Origin of the sequence: Eubacterium sp. Marseille-QA0814, from assembly GCF_965119675.1 — a bacterium.
Lineage (GTDB): Bacteria > Bacillota > Clostridia > Lachnospirales > Lachnospiraceae > Eubacterium_G.
This window is the reverse complement of the sequence record NZ_CBCPMG010000001.1, coordinates 2428548-2450215: the sequence shown is the minus strand read 5'-3', so window position 1 is coordinate 2450215 and position 21668 is coordinate 2428548. Positions and strand designations below refer to the sequence as shown.

The following is a 21668-nucleotide window of genomic DNA, read 5'->3' as shown; positions in this document are numbered from 1 at the left end:
CAGTTGTAATACTCCTAAAAGCTTATCCCAACCTTCTCATGTGTAGTTTGATTACTTACGTTTAGGTTATTCAAAATACTGATCTATTATGTTCCATATATCAGCTTTCTCCTGACCCAATGACCAATAAGCTGCTCCTGCTAAATTATATTTTTTCATCAATTCAAGTCTTGATTTAACTGATGTTTCATCTTCAAGCCAAATTGAAACTGTCGTATGTCCCTTTTGATATGTTACAAAATTCTGACCTGTTGTTTTATCAAAAGACGGCTTAACGCCTGCTCTATTATATGCTTTTTCTGCTGCTTCCATTCCAAGAGCTTCACTTGCCAAATAGTAATTACCATTTGCCGCATCTTCTACAAAAACGCCTGTTCCGTCGCTGTGCTCTTCAGGAGTTTCCTTCCAAGCTCTTGTGTAAAATGGTATTGCCCCGACAATTCTTGAAGAATCCTTTGCCTGATTAATAGTCTCTTTAATTGAATTCTCAGCGTATGACATAGATGACACTGAACCTGCTTCTTTACTGCCTGAAGTATGTTCATCATAATTCATTATAATAAGATAGTCAGCTAATTTCAGTTGCTGTTCCCTGTCAAAATAACCACTCCACTCTGATGGTGCATAATTATCAATTGACAATACAATCTTATTTTTTCTACATTCTACTGAAAGTTCTCTTAAAAACTGCAAATAATCATCGATTATATCTTTTGATATATATTCAAAATCAATGTTGACTCCATCAAGTTCGTAACTGTCTACATAATACATAATGTTAGTTACAAGTCTTTGTCTAAGTTTTGTAGATGTAAGCACCTTTTTTGTTAAATTTCTATCTGTAAAATCATTAAACAATGCCCACACCTGTATATTTTTCTTATGAGCTTTTTCCACATAATCCAAATCTGCCAATGTTGATAAATTACCGTTTCTATCTACAAGAGAAAACCATGTAGGTGAAACTACATTTATGTCTTTTGTTTTAGAAAGAAGTGATTCTAAATTCTTATTAGCTGTCTGGTTATATATCTGATTCCAGGCTAAACTTACTTTTCCATCCATAGCGATATGTGTATATTCACTGTCATCATTTTTGTAAGATACCTTTTTCTTACTTTCATCAGTTAATTCCTTAACCGGTACATAACCAATATAGCCGTCATCTGTTCTTACTTTATCCCAGTTTTTCCCTGAACCAAGAAGTGTAACAGTTGTGCCTTTTGAAAGTGTCTTAACAATAAGGTTCTGATAATCACCTTTTGTTCTCATTTCAATTTCGCTATCTGTCTTAAAAGTAGTCTTCTCACCGCTTGTATATTTCAAACTGATAATTGCCGGTGCCTTGCCTGACTTCTTTGTTATCTTTGAGTCTAAGTCAACGAACTTCTGGATAAACTGTAAATTAACATAACATTTCTTCTTTTCTTTTAAAAATACTTTGTAATTCACTGTTTCATCTGTATTGCCATGAATAATTGTCGGTTGGCTTTCATCTACATAATATACTTCTGTTGCATTTGTAAAAAACAGTTTCTTATCTTTCTTGTCCCAATAAAATCTTTTATCAATATTTGACTTAACAGTGTCAATATTAACATAAGCCGATGTATCCTTGATGATTCCGTATTCATCGCTGTATTTATCTTCCAAAGCTACTGCTGCTACCTGGTCACCAACAGATGTCTTATAGGCAACGTCGTTCTTGCTGTCATCTTCATATGTAAGTCCCATGTACCATTTCAAGTCAACGCTTCCTTTATTAGTTTTTATAAATAAATCACATCCGCTTACTACAAACATAGACAAAGTTACAAGGGATGTAAGTAAAATCACTTTTATGTTTCTTTTCATTTTTTCCTCCTTCGTCATCCTACGTTTGTTATCATAACACATCAGCTAATGTATGTGAAGAAAATAGCTGTGGACAAATTGTAAAGATTCTTGAAAACTTTCTTAACATTCTCTTAAATCTATTCATAACAATCTGCTCACAGCTATAGCTTTCATAGGGAAACTCAACCTTATTAATTATTTAGTCAAGTTATGCTTTTCGTGAAAAATCCCCTAATGTATATGATGTTTTCATTATAACATATTGTTTTAATATTTCAACATATTTTTTTGTTGTTTTGCTTTTTATGCTTTTTAATAATTATTTTTATAAATTTGTCATATTTTATACACTTTTAGAATATATATTGTATACTGTTATTTGTTATAATTTTTTATATACAAAGTAACTGTTATATATTACTAATTGAAAAACTTTACACTTCTAATTTTATTGGATATACTATTAGAAGGAATATAAGTAATCAAATGTGAGGTGATTTTTATGAAGATTGAAAAAATAAATGAAAATCAGATTCGCTGTACTTTAACAAAAGAAGATCTTGCTGACCGCGATATAAAAATTAGCGAATTAGCATATGGTTCGGGCAAGACCAGAGAGCTTTTTCAGGATATGATGAAACAAGCCAATGACGATTTTGGTTTCGACGTAGGTGATATTCCACTGATGGTTGAAGCAATTCCTGTTTCACCGGAAAGCATTATTTTGGTAATTACCAAAGTTGAAAATCCTGAAGAGACAGAAGAACATCTTTCAAAATTTTTCTCAAAAGAATTTAAAGATAGTTTTCTTTCTCACCTTGATGACTTAGAAATCGATTTAAACGAAATTGAACAGATTGACGACTCAAGTGATGGCGAGACACAAAAACCATATTCAGAAGAAAACGGCGATGATGATTCATTACTATATAGTATTTATTCTTTTGACAACTTAAGAGATGTAATTTCTGTGGCTAACATGATAGCTTCTGCATATAAGGGTGACAGTTCATTATACAAATCACCTTTTAACAATAAATATTATTTGTCTTTATGCATGCCGGCAACGGATGAACATATTCTTAACAAGATATGTAGCATCTTAACAGAAAATGGACACAGAGAGACTCCAACATACGCAAAAGAATTATTTTATATGGAACATTTTGAAGAAATAGTTGCAAACAAAGCAATAGAAAAATTAGGAAAAATATAACACATAAGAAAATGGAAGGTTTGTTTATGAACCTTCCATTTTCTTATCTTATCAACTATCTATTCTGTATTTTTTAATTATGTTTAATATACGCATTCCTAACACCATACCTTTTTGTAGCAGTATATTGGCTTTCAGCAATATACTTCCAACTCTAATTACCATCTATACAAAATAATTATACATCTCTACATTGATACATTAAAATTGCTGTAGCAATGGCTGCGTTTAAAGACTCAACTTTTCCTTCCATTGGAATCTTTATTAATCTATCAGCCTTCCCTGACACTTCATCGCTTAAGCCTTTAGCTTCATTGCCAATTAAAAGGGCAACGTTTTTTTCAAAAACTCCTTTATTGTACTCTTCACCTTTTAAGTGAGCTGCATAAGTTGTAATACTGTTTTCTTTTAAAGTTTCAATTGCTTCAGGCAAATCTGAAACAACAGTAAAAGGCACTCTGAAAATTGACCCCATTGTTGAACGGATTACTTTAGGATTATAAATATCAGCACACCCTGAGCTCATAATTATACCAGAGATTCCTGCGCCTTCACCTGTTCTTACAATTGTGCCCAAATTTCCCGGATCCTGTAATCTGTCTAATACTACAACACAGCTACGACCTTTTTGAGTAATATTATTGTTTACATTTTCAATAATATCATCTAATGTGTAAGCATTCTTCTCTACAATTGCCATAATGCCCTGTGGAGTTACTGTATCTGATATTTTCTTAAAAACACTATCACTTACGAGTTCAAAGTTTTCTCCCTTAAAGGCATATTTATTTTCTTCTGCAAAAGACTCCGACACATAAGTTGCTACAAGCTGGTCATCAGGAATTTCTGAAAACATCTTGATTCCTTCAACAACAAACTGATTCTTCTGTTTTCTAACTTTCGATTTTTCTTTCAACTGTATTATTTGTTTAATCTGCTCATTTGACGCGGATGTTATCACTTATTTCACCTACCCTTACAAATTGTCTAATACTCTGGTTAGTATCTAACCTTATAAATTGTCTAATATACGATTACTTCCTACCCCTACAAATCTGTCCCATATACGATTACTGTCTAACCTTTACAAAGTCATCACCGTACTTTTCTTTTAATAACTTTATTAATCCTTCTGTAATATTTACAGAATATTGTGGTGGCATCATTTTTCTTTGACGCTCTTTTGCCAAAGCAACAATAACCTTATCGTTGCCATGGTTAGCAAGAATTATTTCTGTTAATTCCTGTGCTTTTTCCATGTAAGTTTCCTTATCCTTAAAAGCTATCCAAAGTTCTGAAGGCACTTCACTAAAATCACGAATCTTATTTGCCATTACTTTTCCTGCAGCATTTTCCTCAATGCTCACCTGACCTTCCACAAATACTTTTCGTCCTTCTTCAAGAAGCCTTCTACTGTTGTCAAACTGCCTTGGAAATACAATAACTTCAATTGTACCAACCAAATCTTCCAAAGTAATAAATGCCATTTGAGCACCTGTCTTTGTAAACTTTCTGGTTACATTACTAATAATTCCACCAACTACTACTTTACTTTTATCCTGAACTTTTGACTCTTCGCCCTCTTCCGGTTCTGCAAAGTCCAAAGTCATGTTCGTTATAACTCTTCTCCACTTTTCTTCCTGGTCCTGAAGCGGATGTCCACTGGCATAAATTCCTATAACCTCTTTTTCGAATTCTAACTTCTGGGCTGTATCATATTCCCCAACATTTGGCATTTGAACCTTGTAAGTCTCTTTAGCCTCATCATCAATAAAATCAAAAAATGAAGTCTGACCTGCCATGGCATCTTTTTTCTCCTGATTTACACCATCCATAATCTGAATATAAACCATCATCATCTGTTTTCTTGTGGCTCCAAGAGAATCAAAAGCCCCAGCTTTTATAAAGTTTTCAATAGCTCGTTTATTAACACCTATTGAAGATGTTCTTGTGATGAAATCTTCTAAGTCTTTAAACTTGCCATTTCTTTCACGTTCTGCAACTATGCCATCAATAACTGCCTTACCCACATTTTTGATAGCTGTTAAACCATAACGGATACATTTATCCCCTGCTGAAAAGCCACTCTCTCCTTCATTAATATCAGGCGGTAAAATCTTAATGCCCATTGAACGACAGGAATAAACATATTCAGCTACCTTGTCTGAGTTGTCCATTACCGACGTAAGCATTGCTGCCATAAATTCTTCGGCATAGTAATACTTCAAATAAGCTGTCTGATAGGCAACTACTGCATAAGCCGCCGCATGAGATTTGTTAAAAGCATATTTTGCAAAATCAGTCATTTCATCGTAAATTTTGTTTGCGATTTCTTCACTGATTCCATTATTTATACAACCCTTTACTCCTTCTTCCTCGTCGCCATATACAAACTTCTGGCGTTCCTTTGCCATTACATCAGCCTTTTTCTTTGACATGGCTCTTCGTAGCAAATCGCTTCGACCTAATGTATAACCTGCCAAGTCCCTAACAATCTGCATTACCTGTTCCTGATAAACAATACAGCCATAGGTTGGCTCAAGAATTGGCTCTAACTGTGGGCAATCGTATGTTACACTGTCCTTATTATTTTTTCCTTCTATATACTTTGGTATAAAATCCATTGGACCCGGTCGGTACAATGAAATACCCGCAATTATATCTTCAAGACTTTGTGGTTTTAACTCCTTCATGAAGTTTTTCATACCGGCACTTTCAAGCTGGAATATACCTTCTGTATTTCCTGTTCCAATATAATCCAAAACTTTTTTATCTGAATAATCTATTTTGTTTAAATCTAAATCTATGCCTCTGTTTTTCTTAATATATCTTTGAGCATTCTGAATAACAGTTAAGTTTCTAAGGCCAAGGAAATCCATTTTCAAAAGCCCCAGTTCTTCCAAGGTTGTCATAATGTACTGAGTTGTTATTGAACCGTCTGCTGCTCTTGAAAGCGGTACATATTCATCTACAGGTTTTGCACAGATAACAACACCTGCCGCATGCATGGACGCATGTCTTGGCAGACCTTCAAGTCTCATTGACATGTCTATTAAATATTTAACTTCAGGGTCTGTGTCATAGAGATTCTTTAATTCTTTATTTTGTTTTAAGGCAAGTTCCAAAGTCATGTGTAAATCATTTGGAATCATTTTTGCAATCGCATCTGCCTGTGCGTATGGCATATCAAGAACACGCGCCACATCTCTGATTACACCTTTTGCCTTTAATGTACCAAAAGTAACAATCTGCGCCACATGGTCTTTTCCATATTTTCTTCCTACATAATCAATTACTTCCTGACGTCTTTCAATACAAAAGTCCACGTCAATATCGGGCATGGATACACGCTCCGGATTAAGGAAACGTTCAAACAGCAAATTGTATCTCATTGGCTCAATATCTGTTATTTCCAAGCAATAAGAAACAATACTGCCGGCTGCTGAACCTCTACCCGGGCCTACTGCTATACCATTTGATTTTGCATAATGTATAAAATCCCACACAATCAAAAAGTATTCTACATACCCCATACTTTTAATTGTATTTAATTCATAATCTAATCTTTCCTGTAACTGCTCTTTTGTTAATTTACAGTGTTCATCTACTTCTCCGCTAAAAACAGGATATCTTCTGTGAAGACCATCCTCGCATAATTCTTTTAAATAAGTCCAAGGCGTATAGCCTTCAGGCACTTCAAAGTTGGGAAGTTTTGTAACACCAAATTCAAATGTTACATTACATCTCTCAGCAATCTTGTGAGTATTTTCCAATGCCTGTGGTGCATATTTAAAAAGAGAAGCCATCTCTTCTTCTGATTTTAAATAAAACTGGCCCCCTTCATAACGCATTCTATCTTCATCAGATTTTTTCTTACCTGTCTGGATACACAGCAAAATATCATGTGCTTCCACATCATCAGCGTATGTATAATGAACATCATTTGTACAAACTAAGTCTATATCTAATTCCTTGCTTAATCTTAACAAAGCCTGATTTACTGTTTTCTGTTCAGGAATTCCATGGTCCTGTAATTCCAAAAAATAATTATCTTTTCCGAAAATATTCAAATGACGAACTGCTGCCTCTTTTGCCTTCTCGTACTCGTCTCTTGCAAGATATCTTTGAACCTCACCTGCAAGACAGGCACTAAGACAAATAATACCTTCAGAAAATTTTTCAAGAACTTCATAATCTACTCTAGGCTTATAATAAAATCCGTCTACAAACCCTTTCGATACAATTCTACAAAGATTCTCGTAACCTGTATTATTTTCCGCAAGCAAAATAAGGTGATAGTATCTGTCCTCACCTGCATTTGCCTCTTTATCGAAACGGGAACCCGGAGCCACATAAACTTCACAGCCAATAATTGGTTTAATATCATTAGCCAATGCAGCTCTGTAAAAATCAATCGCCCCATACATAACTCCATGGTCTGTTATGGCAAGGCTGTCCATACCAAGCTCTTTTGCTCTTTTTGTTATTTCTTTTATTTTACTTGAACCATCCAACAGACTGTATTCTGTATGGACATGTAAATGTGTAAATGCCATCTTTTATCCTTCTCTATAATCTATATGGAACCAATACTGTTCCTTACAACGTTCTCATCTGATAAGCGTTGTCTCTCAACTGTTTTCTTTTCACACCAGAATGTATACATATTGAAACATTCATTACTCTATAGGGAAATTCTAAATCATTCCATTGCATAACAGTAATTATACTTCTATTTTTTGTTTGTTACTATGGCATTTGGATAAATTCTCATCATTTTTTCGTCGTCGTAATGTTTATCCAGCCAAACCTGCCATGACTGTTTAGCATCTATACCCTTTTCTCTCTGGTCATATCTTGTTAAAGCAAAACATGACATAAGTACATTTGCAATCATAAAAACAACCAAAATCCAAGTTGTTATTTTACCAAACTTAACAGGAATTTTTTCTATTACTTTTGAAAGTCTTGTGTAAATCAACTTAAACCACACTACCGCTGCGATTCCCCAAAAGAAACAATAAAGTAAATTAATTCTACCACCTAAATTAAAAGGTATATCGCTGTAATCCCAAAAAACTTTTCCAAAAACTATTTCTGTAAACACGCTGCACAAATACTCATAAGCCCCACCTAATCCGGTTCCTATAAGAAAAAGAAAACCGTCACTTCTGTCCTTATACTTGTAAAGCATAAGAGTAGCTGCTGCAATTGCCAGTCCCCACACAATACTAAAAGGGCCCCACACAACACTACTTCTGCTCATCCATTCTCCCATGGTAATTCGGCAAAAAATAGTTTCTATAATATCTCCTACAAAGGCACCTACAAAAAACAAAACAACCAACTTGTAAAAACCACACCCATAGGCAAATACTGTTTTGTCCTTTGCTTCCTTTTCTACTTTTACAGTTTTAGGATAAGCCTTATTCTTTCTATTATTAACTCTACTTATTAACCATTTTTCAAGTTTTCTGCTTAACTTAGTAAAATTATTGTTTGCACTCTTAACCTTCTCAATTCCTCTACCATTATAGTAAAGAATCAGAAGTGAGAAAATCATATCCGCAGCTAATGCAATAACTACAACAATCAATATAATTCTTACAACCATAAAAGGTATAAGTTTATAAGCATCAATTAACAGGCTATTCGTAAAAGTAACCGCTATAAATCCTAACGCTCCCCAAAGCACCGAAGTTTGAAGAGAAATATAGCCACCTAAGTTAAACTTATTATTTTCATAGTTCCACCATCTTTCATGGCAGATTTTTTCAATAATCTTTCCTGCTACCCATTCAATTACAGAAGCATATATAGCTGAGAAAAGAAACAACCATACACCTGACAAATCTTTAAGTGCAACAGTAATCAGCACTCCCGTAAAACCATAAACGGTACAAAACGGCCCATTAATCAAACCTCTATTAATAATTTTTCTCTGCTTGGTAATTGCAAAAATTGTTTCCAAAATCCATCCCACAAAAGAATAAATCAGAAACAACCATAATAATTGGTATATTGACATTACTTAATCCCTCTTCAGTATTTCTATTTTTAACTTTTATTTATACATTATAGTTTCTAGCAACTTCTCTTAAGTACAAATTATAGTTCAGCTCTTTTAATAATCTAAATTAATTTACATCATTTCTAAAACATACTAAAAAGTATATTTTAAATTCAACACATTTGTCAACACCCCGGTGCCATTCTCTACTGTTGCCGGGCTGACGATTAAATTAGAACATGTTGTATTTCTATCTTCGCTGCGCCGCCTATTAACAATCGCTATCGATAACTCAACCGCTACGCGGTTTCAAACAATCTCTCGCGATTGTAGCTAGGCTAGCTCAGATAACGAAATACTGCCTATCGTTCTAATTTAACCGTCAGCCCGGCAATAGGAAAGAAGCCTGGCAACAGAAATTAAGCCCGGCAACAGAAATGAAGCTACTCCACCAAATTGATGAAGTAGCTTCGCCCTATAATATATTGAGAAAAACATCGAAAGGTTTGTGTCTGTCTATATTATTACCATTTAAGGTCAAGTATCAATGCTGTTGGGTTTGTGTAATGAAGAAGTGTACTCTGATCATTTACATCATCATAACAGAAACCATATGAGAAATTATTTACAGAATGTTCATGTAAGAACTTGCTATAATAGTTGTATGTTCCATTTTTGTAATAAGCACTTGGATTCTGATAATTTGCAGGATCTGTTGCAACACCTCTGTTAAATGCTGCACAAAGCTGTGCTTCAATTACTAATTCTGTTGAATTTCCTCTGTTAAAGTTTCCTTTTCCTTCTAACACATCCTGTGTTGTTGGTTTGTAAATTGTGTATGTTCCACCGTCACCATCTTTTGTAAATGTCATGTGATCTCCACTAACTCTACCTCTAAATGTTCCGGCATCACACCTGAATACTAATGTTTCATTTGAGTATTTATTCCAAAATTCATTAATATAGTTGTCAAAGTAATGTCCGTTTTCTTTTCCTTCATTGAAAGTTGTCTTACATGGAGCCATAATTCTCTTTCCGTCGTAAAGACTCTTCCATGCTGCAGGTGCACTGTTCTTCCATGCATTGAAAATCTGATCTCTTGTTCCTATATCACCAACTGTCTTATCATATGTTGGGTAATCTCCCGGACGGTTATCAAATCCACCCTGTCCTACTAATCTTGTTACAACTGGAAAGCTAAAGAAGTCAACTCTTGTTGTATTGCCCCAATATTCTTTATTTGTTACTGTAAATTCTGCAAATTCAAATAATACGTCACTGTTAGGATCTGATGGATTATTTAAGTCAGGTCCTGCATAACCTACTTTTCCATCAGCACCATTAATGAATGTTACGTAAACAGGTTCACCGTAACTTAAATACATTCTTCCTGATTCAATATCCGGCAAATATACATATTTTGCTTCTGCCATAGAATGGGCAACATTTGCACATTTTCTACCATTCTTTGTAACTGTATTAAGTGATTCGCTTGCTTTAACAAGGTTTCCCTGTGCGTCTAAATAACAAATTTCATGATTTTTATTTCTTCCAAGTACAATCCAATAGATTTCACTATCTTTGTACTTTCCATTTGTTTTGTTGTTAAGCTGTAAGAACATTTTGTCACTTCTTACAGGAATGCTTGAATCAAGCTGTGGCACATCTGTTCCTATGTTAGTACTTGGTGTTGTTGTTGATGGCTTTGTTGCAGCAGGTTTCTTATTTGGAGTCTGACTTGAGCCCTGTGAAACATTAACTGACATTGTTGTTTTTTCTGATTTTTTATCACCTGATACTGTAGTAATTGCTACTGTATGTGTTCCCTGTGAATAGCCTGTATATGTATAGTACGCACAACCAACTTTACTTGCTACTTTCTTTCCATCAATATATACATTGTATGAATTAATATCTCCACGTCCCCATACAACTCCAATTGTTCCTGCTGATGGATTGCTTACTACCAAGCCAAATGGTTTAGCAATACCTGTATCTGTATTTTCTTTTTCTGTTACCTTAACTGTTGTAGTTGTTTCAACTGTCTTTTTCTGTACAATAATTGATGATGTTCTGTCGTTAAAATCTGAACCAATCCAAGCAGTATCTGACGTAATTCTTCTTGACTCTCCCTGGAAGTTGTCATCATAATAAAGAATTGCTTCATATCCACTTGCAACCTTTAATGAAGATAAATCATCATTTCTAAATCCTTTTGCCTGTAATGCTGCAAGGTTGTATCTTCCTTCATTTAAAGCTGCAACTCTACCGCCATAATTAATATCCTGATAAATATATACAACACCTTTTTCTGTTGTTGTAGTTGGTGCTGCTGTTGTCACCTGCTGTTTCTGTCCTTTTACAGTTACTGATAATGAAGTCTTTGCTGATTCCCTTGAACCTGAAACTGTTGTAACTGAAACTGTATGTGTACCTGCTGAAATATTGCCATATTCGTAGTAACCGCAAGTTACTTTGTTTGCAACCTTGTCGTTGTCAATGTATACATTGTATGAATCAATATTTCCACGTCCCCATACAACACTAACTGTATTATCTTTTGGACTGTTTACTACTAAACCAAAAGGTGCCTGTATGTTAGCATCTGTAGAACTTGTACTACCTGTAACATATGTCATTTCACTTGTGTCATACTGAGCATTGCCCTTGTTATATGTAAATACACATGTAAGCTTATCGCCCTTCTTTAAACCGTTAATGCTGTACTGGAACTGCTTATCACTTCCACTCATTGTTACATTCTGCTGTGCTCCATCATTAACTTTATAATGAAGAATTGCATATGCAGCATAGTTTTTACTGTTAAAATTTATTTTACATACGCTAGAAGAAACATCTTCAGCTGTTACCTCATAATCCCCACTGCTTCCAAGAGAAGCTGCTTTTGTTGTCTTACTTGTGTTATTTATGCCCAATCCCGTTACTACCATGGCAATAGCTAACACTGTTGCTAAAAGTTTTTTTGAAATTTTAAATTTCATCAAAAAAATCCTCCTTTTTTCTTTTTTTACATTAATCTAAACCGTTCTTCCTATGATTATATTTTTACAATATAAAAACAGTTCAAAAAAGGAGTGCTTTTTTATAGAAGGTACACTTTTTCATAAAATTATTTTTTATGGTATTTTTATTCAAAAAATAAAAATAGTTTTATACATTTCTTATTACATAAAAAAGTCATAACAAATAAGTTCAGATTGCAAAAAACTTATCATTGTTATGACTTTTTATAAAAATATATTAGATTTTTCTATAATTAAAATTGTTATATTTTTCTCAATTGGAAATTTCTAAATTATTTATTCTCTTTCTAATAATTGTACTAACTATTTGTTTCCTAAATATTTTTCAATACTGTCAATAGCCTGTGTCTCATCTTCTCCGTCTGCTGAAATTGTAACTGTCTGTCCTGCTGCAATTCCTAATGCCATCATTCCCATAATGCTTTTAGCATTAACCTTCTTTGTTTCGTACTCCACATAAATCTTGCTTGTAAACTGGCTTGCAACCTGTACACATTTTGCTACCGGACTTACATCTGATCCCTGTTTGATTTCAATTGTAACATCTCTAGTTGTCATTTTAAATCTCTCCTCCTTAGGGCTATCCCCTTAATTCCTGTGCAATCTGACAAATTTTTCTCAATCGATGGTTTACTCCTGACTTTCCAAGGGGAGGATCTAGCATTTCTCCCAGCTCCTGCAAAGATGCATCAGGATTCTCTTTTCTAACCCATGCGATATCTTGTAGTTTCTCCGGCAAATAATCTATGCCCTTATTTTGTATAATAAAGTCGATATCGTCGATTTGTCTCACCGAAGTTGCCACGGTCTTCTTTATGTTGGCGGTTTCACAATTAACCTGTCTATTATAATAATTGCTCATACCTTTAAGTATTCTTACATTCTCCATTTCCATTAAGGAAACATGGGCTTCCATAACATTTAACACGTCAACGATGCCTTCGCCTTCTTTGATATATACCACATAACCACCTTTTCTTGCAACCATTTTTCCATCAATATTATAATTTTCTAGTAATTCTATAAGCTGCTTTGCCTTTTTTTCACTGTTACATTTGATTTCAAAATGATAAGATTTATTAGGATCACTAATGGAACCTGCCGCCATAAAAGCCCCTCTAATAAAGGCTCTTTTGCAGCAATCTTTCATAATTACAATATTATTTGTAATTGAAAAATTCTCTCCAATTTCATTATTTTCGTTAATTAGCTTAGTAGCCTGTAATATTTTAAGCGCCTGCTGGTGGTCGCCTACTAATAAAGTATATGTTCTTCCCACTTTTGAATATGCATTTTCTCTGGTAGAAATATCAACATCTACTTTAAATGTTTTCCACAACAGCTTTTTAATTTTTTCTGCTGTAGGTTGTGTTTCTGTTTTTATTCTTATTTTGTAATTATTATTTTCGTCAATTATAACACTACCACACATGGAGATTAGTGCAGCTAATTCTGCTATTCTACAATGTGTGGCATTGCTTATATGATTGGCTAATTCATTTTTTACTTTTATCGAAAAACTCATATATTTAACTTTCTATTCTAGTCCCTTTAGTTTCTTAAAATATCCCTATGAGATATTCGTATGCCGTAATTTGCATCAATATTGTTTAACTGTCTATACAGTTCATTTGCTACAGTAACAGATCTGTGATGACCACCTGTACAACCAATACCAATTACCAACTGATTCTTTCCTTCGTCAATATAATTTGGTATCAGGAACTTAATCATGTCGATTAATTTCTCTAAAAACTCTGTTGATACAGGAGATGCCAAAACATAATCTCTTACTTCCTGCTGCTCGCCTGTTTTATGCTTAAGTTCAGGTACATAGTACGGATTTGGCAAAAACCTTACGTCAAAAACCAAGTCGCAATCTGCCGGTACTCCATATTTAAAACCAAAAGACATTATTGTTACAAACAAGTTTCTGTAATCTTGATTCATAACAAATATTTTTTCCACTTCTGCTCTTAAATCGCGCACTAAAAGATTACTTGTATCAATTATGTAATCTGCATTTTTTCTAAGATATGCAAGTTTCACTCGCTCTGCTTCGATTTCATTTTCCACGCTGTCTGCATCACCCATTGGATGACTACGTCTGGTTTCCTTAAATCTTTTAATCAAAGTGCTGTTATTGCAGTCCAAAAATAGTATTTCATAATTTTGTTCCTTTTTCTTCATGTGAGTAAGCACTTCATTTATACGATCTAAATTCTCACCACTTCTAATATCCACACCTATTGCCACCTTGTTTTTTTCACTTGTTTGTGCAAACAATAGGTCTGCAAAATTTTCAATTAAATCTATTGGAAGATTATCTACACAATAGTAGCCGTTATCTTCGAATATTTTAAGTGCTGTTATTTTTCCTGCCCCTGACATTCCTGTTACAATAACAAAACGCATACTGTTTCCTCCAACTAGCTATATAATTTTAACTTCAGGTTCTAATTCTACATCAAATTGTTCTTTTACTGTTGCTTTTACATCATCCATTAACTGTAAAATATCTGTTGCTGTTGCATTGTCATAGTTAATCACGAAACCACAATGTTTTTCTGAAACCATTGCGCCACCAACCTGATAGCCTCTAAGACCTGCATCTTCAATTAATTTGCCTGCAAAATAACCTTCAGGTCTTTTAAAAGTACTACCGGCACTAGGATATTCAAGAGGTTGCTTTGCTCTTCTTTTCTGCATGAACATTTGCATTATAAGTGCAATTTCTTCCTGACTTCCTAAATCTAACTTAATACACATTTGAAGAACTATCATGTTTTTCTTTTGAACAATGCTTGTTCTATAACCTAATTCTAATTCTTCTGCATTAAGTGTAACAACTTCTCCATCTTCAGTAAGGACTTTTGCCCATTTTATAACATCCTTTATTTCTCCACCGTAAGCACCGGCATTCATTACAACTGCGCCACCTACATTTCCCGGTATGCCATGAGCAAATTCAAAACCTGCCAGGTCATTTTCATAGGCTACCATTGCCACACTTGACAATTTAGCCCCGGCATCAGCAACTATTTCATCACCAATTACATCAACTGAATTAATTCTGTTATTTACTTCAATAATTGCTCCCTTATAGCCCTGGTCTTTTACAAGAATATTACTTCCATTTCCTATAACCATAAATGGATAATCATTTTCTCTACATGCCTTAACTACTGAAGATAACTCCTCAATTGAACCGGGCATTACATATAAATCTGCATTACCACCACATCTGAAAGTGCAATGCTTTCCCATTGGTTCATTTTCTCTTATATAATCTTCACCAACAATATTTTTTAAAATTTCAAACAATCTAACACACTCTCTTTCAATTTATTTTACAAGAGCTGCTGCTCCATACATTCCTGCATCATTTCCAAGTTCAGCTAAACATACTGCTGCTTCTGAACAGGCTTTAAAACTTACATTTCTATATGTATCAGTAATTGCATCAATAAGGAACTGACCGGCTTTACTTACACCACCACCGATGATAAATGCCTGTGGATTAACAGTTGCCGCAATAAAGCCCATTGCTCTTCCTAAATATGTTCCCATCTGTTTTACAACAACATTTGCTCCCTGGTCTCCTTCTTTTGCAAGGTCAAATACATCTTTAGCTGTAATATTGTCGCCAAATTCTTTCATCTTTGTGTCATCATTGTCTGCCATGTATCTCTTGGCAAGTCTTACAACACCTGTAGCTGATGCGTACTGTTCAAGACAGCCTTTCTTACCACAACCACATACATCTGTTTCTTCGTCGTTCATATGGAAGTGACCTATTTCTCCTGCACCACCATTGTAACCTGTTAAAATATTGTTTCCAATAATAACGCCACCGCCTACACCTGTTCCAAGTGTAATCATAACAACATCATCGTAATCTTTTCCGCCACCTTTCCATGCTTCTCCTAAAGCTGCAACGTTTGCATCATTGCCGGCTTTAACAGTAACTCCATGGAACATAGATGAAAGTTTCTCTTCCACATTTAACTTGCCCCAGCCAAGATTTACACACTGTAAAACAGTTCCATCTGAAAGAACAGGTCCCGGAAGACCAATTCCAATTCCTTTTACTTCATCTATCTGAATGTTTTCTTTTGCTAATTTATCATCAAGAGACTTACAAATGTCTCCTAAAATAGCTTCTCCACCGTTGTCTGTATTTGTTACGATTTCCCATTTGTCTAACATAGTGCCATCTACGTTAAAAAATCCGATTTTTACTGTTGTTCCTCCAACGTCTACTCCAAAACAATATTTTTTCATTATATATCCTCCATTTAAAATTATTAATCACCTTTTTCCATGTTTTCCTGTACTCTCTTGTACAATTCTCTTGCTGCATTGTATCCCATACGCTTCTGTCTGTGGTTTACAGCAGCCGCTTCAACTATAACAGCCAGATTTCTACCTGGTCTGATAGGTATTTTATGGCAAATAACCTTGTTTCCTAAGAACTCTGTATACTGGTCATCCAAGCCCATTCTGTCATAGTCCTTGTCTCTTCTCCATTCTTCTAACTGAATAACCATGTCAATACTTGCAGAATCCAAAATACTTTCTACACCAAACAAAGCTTTTACATCAATAATTCCAATACCTCTTAACTCAATAAAATGCTTTGTAATGGCAGGTGATGTTCCTATAAGCGTCTCTGCACTTACTCTTCTTATTTCTACAACATCATCTGTTACCAGACGGTGTCCACGCTTAATAAGTTCAAGTGCTGCTTCACTTTTTCCGATTCCGCTTTCACCCATTATTAAAACGCCTTCACCGTAAACATCAACTAAAACACCATGTCTTGTAATACAAGGTGCAAGTTCAACATTTAACCATCTTGAAAGTTCTGCGTTGAATCTTGATGTGTCAAAATGTGTTGACATAATAGGCACGCCATGTCTAAGTCCTGCTGCCACCATATCTTCATCAGGCTTGTTTCCTCTACATAAAATAAGACAAGGTATACCGCTACTCATTAATTTTTCGTAAACCCACTGTCTGTTCTGACGCTGCATGTTATCCAAAAAAGCATATTCAACATTTCCTATAATCTGAACTCTTTCCTTGTCAAAATGTTCAAAGAAGCCGGCAAGCTGTAGCGCCGGTCTGTTTACTTCCGGAATATTAATTCTGATTTCATCTGTGTTAATTTCCGGTGTATGGTTAATTAATCCATAATTATCAACAATTTTGGTTAATGGTATATATATATCCTGATTTGTTGCCATAATCTACCTCCTTATAGGTCTTTTTATTTTCGTTCTCTCTACGCAAAAATGCGCAATTACCCACTGCTATTCTATCATTTGTGAAAAAATTTGTATATATCTTTCGCCACTTTTTCATTAATGGAAGTCACTTTTAATAATTGGTCTACATCAGCCTCTCTTATTGCCTCTATTGATTTAAAATAAAGCATTAAAGCTTTTCTTCTTGATGGACCAACTCCCGGTATGTCATCTAATATTGATTTTACCTCTTTTTTGTTTCTAAGGCTTCTATGATACTCAATTGCAAACCTATGGGTTTCATCCTGAATTCTTGTTATCAGTTTAAAAGCCTCAGATCTTGTATCTATTGGTATTTCCAAATTATTGTAATATAAGCCTCTAGTTCTATGATTATCATCCTTTACCATACCACATACAGGTATGTTTATTTTAAGTTCATCTAACACACGAAGCGCCACATTTACCTGACCTTTTCCACCATCCATTAAAAGAAGGTCCGGAAATTTTGAAAAGCTTCCCAGCTCATAATCACTGTTGCCTTCCTTATCCATTTTTTCTCTTTCATCCAGACCATGTTTAAACCTTCTTGTTAAAACTTCTTCCATACTTGCATAGTCATCAGGTCCCTGTACTGTTTTAATTTTAAATTTTCTGTAATTATTTCTTTTTGGTTTTCCATCTTCATAAACAATCATGGATGCAACTGACTCGTATCCGTTGGTGTTAGATATATCGTAAGATTCCATTCTGTGAATGTTGTGAACATCTATTAACTGTTCTATTTCTTTTACAGCGCCAACAGTTTTCTTCTGTTCTCTTCTATATTTTTCTTTGTTTTGTTCCAAAAGATTTTGTGCATTCTTTGCAGCCAATTCCACAAGTTTTTCCTTGCTTCCTTTTTTAGGATTAACAATTTTAACTTTATAATTCTGATTTCTGCTTAACATTTCAGACAATAGCTCCGGTTCATCCACTTCTTCTTGAACAAGCAACTGATTAGGAATAAACGGAGTGCCAATATAATACTGCTTGATAAAACTTGTAATAATATCTTTTCCCGTATCTCCCGGGACTGTTGTTAAATAAAAATGTTCCCTGCCTATGAGCTTTCCGTTTCTTACAAAGAAAACCTGTACTACTGCATCACTTCCTTCTTCTGCGTATGCAATAATATCTCTGTTTTCAAATTTGTGGGTTGTAATTTTTTGGTTGCCGGCTACGTGATTGATGCTGTTAATTAAATCTCTGTATTCCATTGCCTGTTCGAAATCTAATTCTGCTGATGCAGCCTGCATTTTTTCTTCAAGTTCCTTGATTGTCTCTCTGTAATTGCCTTCAAGAAATTTAATTGCCTTATTAACATTTTCCTTATATTCTTCCACTGAAATGTAACCCTGACATGCCCCACCACATTGTCCCATGTGGTAGTAGAGACATGGTCTGCCGTTTACAGTTGGTATTTCTTTTGTTGCTGTATTATTTGAATTTGCTTTATAGTTTTCATCATGTTTTACTATAATTGATTTTCTACAGCTTCTAATGTGATACATTTTTTGTAGCAAATCAATAGTATCCCTTACTGCCCCGCCACTTGTAAAAGGTCCAAAATATTTGTTACCATCTTTTTTCATTCTTCTTGCCATGACAATCCTTGGATAGTTTTCCCTTGTGGTTACCATTACGTATGGATAAGTTTTATCATCCATAAGCATTGTATTATATTTAGGGCGGTATTCTTTTATAAGGTTACACTCTAAAATCAAAGCCTCTAATTCTGAGTCAGTTAGGATATATTCAAAGCGGACAATCTGTGTTACCATTGACTGAATTTTCAGACTTTTCTTTGTGCTTTGCCTAAAATAAGAGCTTACACGTCTTTTTAAATTAATCGCCTTCCCAACGTATATTACATCATCATGCTTATCATGCATTAAATATACTCCCGGTGTATCCGGCATTTTCTTCAATTCTTCCTGTATGTTAAAACCACTCATTTCTTACCCTTCCATCAAATGTTTTACTTTTATCATTGTATCATATATAGCTGTCCTAACAAAGATTAATAAGGTGGTCCCAAACATATACTATTGTTTGCAACCACCTTATTTAATTTGCCCTGGAACATCTGATTATTAAATTAACATAATTCTGCTAATTTTTCTTAATGTTCCTGTTGTGGGCTATTATCTTTTTATAATTATTTGTTATTACTTTTCTGTAGTATCTTCTTTTGCATCTTCAACAGTTTCTACAGTTTGTGTAGTCTCTTCCCTTGTAGTAGTTTCTTCTGCTGGCTGTACTGTCTCTTCCTTTGCTACAGTTTCTTCTGTAGGCTGTACTGCTTCTTCCCTTGCATTTTCAACAGTTTCTACAGTTTGTATAGTCTCTTCCCTTGCTTCAGGTTCATCACATTTATGGTAAATATCCATAAACTGTTTTCCGGTAATTGTTTCCTTTTCATAAAGGAACTTGGCTATTTTATCAAGCTTATCTCTGTTTTCCTGAAGAAGTTTCTTTGCTTCTTCGTATTTCTGTTTTAGAAGAATCTTAACTTCTTCTTCAATTTCTGTTGCAGTCTTATCGCTACAGTTTAACTGAGAATGACCACCTAAATATGGGTCACTAATCTGTTCAAGACTCATTAAGCCAAATTTTTCTGACATACCATACTGAGTAATCATTGAGCGGGCAATCTTAGTTGCCTTCTCCATATCATTTGATGCTCCTGTTGTTACTGAATCAAACACGATTTCTTCTGAAGCTCTACCTGCAAGCAATGTTACAAGTTCTGCACTTAATTCATCTTTTGACATTAAGTATTTTTCCTTTTCAGGTGCCTGTATAACATAGCCTAATGAACCCATTGTTCTTGGAACAATTGTAATCTTCTGTACAGGTTCTGCATGTTTTTGTATTGCTGCAACTAGTGCATGTCCAACTTCATGATATGACACAATCTTCTTTTCTTCTTTACTTAAGATTCTGTCTTTCTTTTCTCGACCGGCAATTACAACTTCAACAGCTTCCATTAAGTCATCCTGTGAAATTGCTTTTCTGCCACATTTAACAGCATTGATTGCTGCTTCATTTACCATATTTGCAAGATCAGATCCAACTGCACCACTTGTAATGTTTGCAATAGCATCTAAATCAACTGTCTCATCTAACTTAACATCTTTTGAATGTACCTTTAATGTTTCAAGTCTGCCCTTAAAATCAGGTGTGTCAACTATAACTCGTCTGTCGAAACGTCCTGGTCTTAAAAGTGCCGGATCTAAAACTTCCGGTCTGTTTGTTGCTGCTAAAATTAAAATACCTTTTGATGAGTCAAAACCATCCATCTCTGCAAGTAATGCATTAAGTGTCTGTTCACGCTCATCATTTCCACCACCGTATCGTGAGTCACGACTTTTACCAATCGAGTCAATTTCATCAATGAATACAATACATGGTGCATTTTCTTCCGCCTGCTTAAATAAATCTCTAACTCTTGAAGCGCCAACACCTACAAACATTTCTACAAAGTCAGAACCTGAAAGCGAGAAAAACGGTACCTTTGCTTCACCGGCTACAGCCTTTGCAAGAAGAGTTTTACCTGTTCCCGGAGGTCCTACTAACAAAGCGCCCTTTGGAAGTTTTGCACCAATTGCTGTGTACTTGCCCGGATTGTGTAAGAAATCTACCATTTCCACTACTGATTCCTTTGCTTCTTCCTGTCCTGCAACATCTTTAAATGTAACACCTGTTTCTTTCTGTATATAAATCTTTGCATTTGACTTTCCTACGCCAAATACACCGCCACCGCCTTTTCCGCCTGTGGTCTTTCTCATTATGAACATTAGCATTGCCCAGAAAAATACAAGTGGCAATACCCATTCAAGTAGCATATATAAAATACTAGTACTTGCACTTGACGCTTCTGCCTTAAATGACACGCCGGCATATTTATCCTTTAAATCTGTAATTAAATCAGGATCATCTAATTTTGTTGTCCAAAATGTTGTCTTAATAAGGGGTGTTCCATCTGTTTTTGGAACTATATAAATCTTGTTTGCATCAAATGTAACTTTCTCTACCTGGCCCTGATCCAGCAAATCAATAAACTGATTATAAGTTATTTCTTTCTTTGTTGCTGAGTCAAACATATAAGACATTAAACTTGTAAAAATCAATGCCACTATAAGAGTTACAACTACTGATATTATTTTATTTTTCTTTTGATTGTTAGGTCCACCCTGATTATTACGAGGGGGTATGTTTCTGTTGTTATCCATTTAGTCTGGTATCCTTTCCACCTTTGATATTTTTTG

14 protein-coding genes are annotated in these 21668 nt (G+C 34.7%); 1 reads left to right on the top strand and 13 read right to left on the bottom strand.

Going from position 1 to position 21668, the window contains the following annotated elements; genetic code table 11:
• Positions 1 to 66 precede the first annotated feature (66 nt).
• On the bottom strand, positions 67 to 1854 hold the full coding sequence (locus tag ACQY63_RS11255) for a glycosyl hydrolase family 18 protein (RefSeq protein ID WP_022164690.1): 1788 nt from the start codon (positions 1852 to 1854) through the stop codon (positions 67 to 69).
• Positions 1855 to 2338: 484 nt separating this feature from the next.
• Between ACQY63_RS11255 and ACQY63_RS11250 the strand changes: the two genes are divergently transcribed.
• Positions 2339 to 3052, top strand: coding sequence for an adaptor protein MecA (locus ACQY63_RS11250; RefSeq protein ID WP_022164689.1), 714 nt, complete (start codon positions 2339 to 2341; stop codon positions 3050 to 3052).
• A 178-nt stretch (positions 3053 to 3230) separates the two neighbouring features.
• Here the strand turns inward: ACQY63_RS11250 and ACQY63_RS11245 are convergent, their stop codons facing one another.
• The 12 genes from ACQY63_RS11245 to ftsH all read right to left on the bottom strand — a co-directional run bounded on the left by ACQY63_RS11245 (position 3231) and on the right by ftsH (position 21632).
• Positions 3231 to 4013, bottom strand: coding sequence for a TrmH family RNA methyltransferase (locus tag ACQY63_RS11245; protein WP_022164688.1), 783 nt, complete (start codon positions 4011 to 4013; stop codon positions 3231 to 3233).
• Between the two features lie 109 nt (positions 4014 to 4122).
• The gene (locus ACQY63_RS11240; protein ID WP_428245239.1) at positions 4123 to 7608 is read right to left on the bottom strand and encodes a DNA polymerase III subunit alpha; all 3486 of its coding nucleotides are present in this window, start codon (positions 7606 to 7608) and stop codon (positions 4123 to 4125) included.
• Positions 7609 to 7784: 176 nt separating this feature from the next.
• Positions 7785 to 9080 carry a putative ABC transporter permease gene (locus tag ACQY63_RS11235; protein ID WP_022164685.1) on the bottom strand — a complete coding sequence of 432 codons (1296 nt, stop codon included), beginning with the start codon at positions 9078 to 9080 and terminating at the stop codon, positions 7785 to 7787.
• A gap of 506 nt (positions 9081 to 9586) precedes the next feature.
• Positions 9587 to 12064 carry a beta-1,3-glucanase family protein gene (locus ACQY63_RS11230; RefSeq protein ID WP_022164684.1) on the bottom strand — a complete coding sequence of 826 codons (2478 nt, stop codon included), beginning with the start codon at positions 12062 to 12064 and terminating at the stop codon, positions 9587 to 9589.
• Positions 12065 to 12409: 345 nt separating this feature from the next.
• Entirely contained in the window at positions 12410 to 12664 is a 255-nt protein-coding gene (locus ACQY63_RS11225; RefSeq protein ID WP_022164683.1) for an HPr family phosphocarrier protein, read from the bottom strand.
• A gap of 22 nt (positions 12665 to 12686) precedes the next feature.
• Positions 12687 to 13631, bottom strand: coding sequence for a DNA-binding protein WhiA (whiA, locus tag ACQY63_RS11220; protein ID WP_022164682.1), 945 nt, complete (start codon positions 13629 to 13631; stop codon positions 12687 to 12689).
• 26 nt (positions 13632 to 13657) lie between these two features.
• Complete coding sequence (rapZ, locus tag ACQY63_RS11215) at positions 13658 to 14521, bottom strand: RNase adapter RapZ (RefSeq protein WP_428245238.1); 864 nt, start codon at positions 14519 to 14521, stop codon at positions 13658 to 13660.
• An 18-nt stretch (positions 14522 to 14539) separates the two neighbouring features.
• Complete coding sequence (gene murB, locus ACQY63_RS11210) at positions 14540 to 15430, bottom strand: UDP-N-acetylmuramate dehydrogenase (protein WP_022164680.1); 891 nt, start codon at positions 15428 to 15430, stop codon at positions 14540 to 14542.
• Between the two features lie 21 nt (positions 15431 to 15451).
• Positions 15452 to 16390, bottom strand: coding sequence for an ROK family glucokinase (locus ACQY63_RS11205; protein WP_022164679.1), 939 nt, complete (start codon positions 16388 to 16390; stop codon positions 15452 to 15454).
• Positions 16391 to 16413: 23 nt separating this feature from the next.
• Positions 16414 to 17355 (bottom strand): HPr(Ser) kinase/phosphatase, encoded by a 942-nt coding sequence (gene hprK, locus ACQY63_RS11200; protein WP_022164678.1) that lies wholly within the window; start codon positions 17353 to 17355, stop codon positions 16414 to 16416.
• A 74-nt stretch (positions 17356 to 17429) separates the two neighbouring features.
• Positions 17430 to 19352 (bottom strand): excinuclease ABC subunit UvrC, encoded by a 1923-nt coding sequence (gene uvrC, locus ACQY63_RS11195; RefSeq protein WP_022164677.1) that lies wholly within the window; start codon positions 19350 to 19352, stop codon positions 17430 to 17432.
• Between the two features lie 213 nt (positions 19353 to 19565).
• Positions 19566 to 21632: an ATP-dependent zinc metalloprotease FtsH gene (gene ftsH, locus ACQY63_RS11190; protein WP_428245237.1), complete on the bottom strand. Its 2067-nt coding sequence runs from the start codon at positions 21630 to 21632 to the stop codon at positions 19566 to 19568.
• Positions 21633 to 21668 lie beyond the last annotated feature (36 nt).